General features: G+C 39.1%; 1 protein-coding gene and 2 pseudogenes. All 3 read right to left on the bottom strand.

The window, feature by feature from the left end:
• Positions 1 to 510 (bottom strand): annotated as a pseudogene (locus AC1DRF_RS25645) (TcaA NTF2-like domain-containing protein); the annotation flags it as partial.
• Positions 511 to 589: 79 nt separating this feature from the next.
• A complete protein-coding gene (locus AC1DRF_RS25640; RefSeq protein WP_427076355.1) occupies positions 590 to 1,498 on the bottom strand; it encodes a phosphotransferase in 909 nt (302 codons plus the stop codon).
• A 174-nt stretch (positions 1,499 to 1,672) separates the two neighbouring features.
• Positions 1,673 to 1,858 (bottom strand): annotated as a pseudogene (locus tag AC1DRF_RS25635) (hypothetical protein); the annotation flags it as partial.

The raw sequence follows: 1,858 nt of genomic DNA, 5'->3' as shown, positions 1-1,858 counted from the left end.
TACATGTTCATGCTTTTTTTGAAAGTCAACGAACGCTGACAAATACGTATTCCAGTTTTCCTTCATTTCTTTTAACGATGACGTGTTAGCATGTTTTTCTGTTAGTTGAAAAAAGTCGTTTCTAAACGCTATCATATCCGCTTCAGAAAAAAGTTCTTTTCCGAAAAGCTCTGTCACATTCCTATGTATGCTTGTTAATTGTTCAATCTGTCTCGTATTGCTTTGACGCTTTTTTATGTACTCGGGATAGTCGCTTGAAAGAAACGTCACCATTGTATATTCACTGTTGTTCATGTTGTACTCTGTACGTTCTTTTTCCAGTTCGTCATACACTTTCTGCAGATGACGTTCTACTATGGAGAGAAATTTTTCTTTATCCATCCCCTCTACTTCTTCTTTTAGCATGTTTAAAGATTCCGTTTCTCCAATAAGAAATTCCTTTTCATTATATAACTGTATCCATGCTTCTAGCAGCTGCGCTGCTGATTCATTCCAGTGGCTTGTATTCATTGTTTGCTTCACCTGTTGTTTTTATTTTTATCCTTTCTTAACTATACAGGAATTGAACAGAAATTCTATTACAGTTTTATTACTCTTGAAAAATCAGGTTTAAGCTTTCTAGAGCCGCTTCTAACGTTTGTTTGTCTCCTTGGTCATAGCTGTGTGCCGCCAGCACTACGGTTGTAAATACGGCTTTCCACTTTGCCAGTCTGTGCGTTTCTTCGTCTACTTTTCCGTACTCTTTAAAAAAACGTGCTCTTCCTTTAGGAGGTAAAAAGCTGTAGCCAATCGCTAGGTCAACTGCCGGGTGACCAATATGAACATCTCCCCAGTCAATGATGCCTGAAACCATATTGGTTTGATCAACAATCATGTTTTTAATATGAAGATCTCCGTGAACCAGTACGTTTTTTTCTTGATAGTGAATTTCTTGTATGTCATTTACATAGTTTTCAAGAATAGCTTGTTTCGAATAAAGACTACGCTCTTTCATTTGCTTGACATATTTCTCTAGCGCCGGCTTTCGCTTCATCATATCAAGTCGATTCAGCTCATCAAACGGCACGCCGAGCTCTTGGGCTTTTAAATGAGGATAGTGATGCAGTGTGCGAAGAAATCTTGCCAGTACAGAAGCAGATTGTATGCGCTCTTCTTCTGTTAATCTTGCAGGCGGAGTTCCTTGCACGTAGTGATAGCCCGTAAAAGGCCAAGGATAGCCTGCATTCGGCTTACCGAAAAAAATGGGCTCTGCAATGGATAGCGGCAGCTGAGAAGCAAGGCTTGGTAAAAGCTGATTTTCTGTTTTTAATAGTCCTACTGCGAGTTCTCGTCTTGGAAACCTGAAAACAAAGCGGTCGTTTACTTGATAAACCGTATTGTCAAAGCCGTAGCCAAGCAGCGAAATTGTAGCGGGCGCAAGTTCTGGAAACTGCGTCTCGGTTAGCGTTTTGGCAAGCGGTGCTGATACAATTTGTTCTGCATCCCATGTATTTGGCACTGTGATCACCTTTCTTTGATATTGATTTTGTATGTAAAGTATACTATAAATAATTTTGCCCATAAAAACCCTCTGACGCAAAGCCAGAGGGTTTCAGTCAATATATAAATAAGATAGTTGCCTTAGAACGGCGCACCCCATTTCTAAGTTAGTAGCCTACGGTACGTTTACTACTTAATACGTACACCAAAATACCTCATCGACCGTTTCTTCAACGTGCTCCACCTTAATAAAGTTCAATAAAAGGTCAGTTCGGTCAGTTCCTGTATACTCATTTTTGTCAACATTATAAAATTGAATAAGCTCCACCTTGTACATACCGTTTTTAATATCAATTTTATACTTAGAACAGTTTTCATC

The organism is Priestia sp. P5_B4 (genome assembly GCF_056400385.1).
The sequence above is the reverse complement of the archived record's forward strand: the minus strand, read 5'-3'. Positions and strand labels throughout refer to the sequence as shown.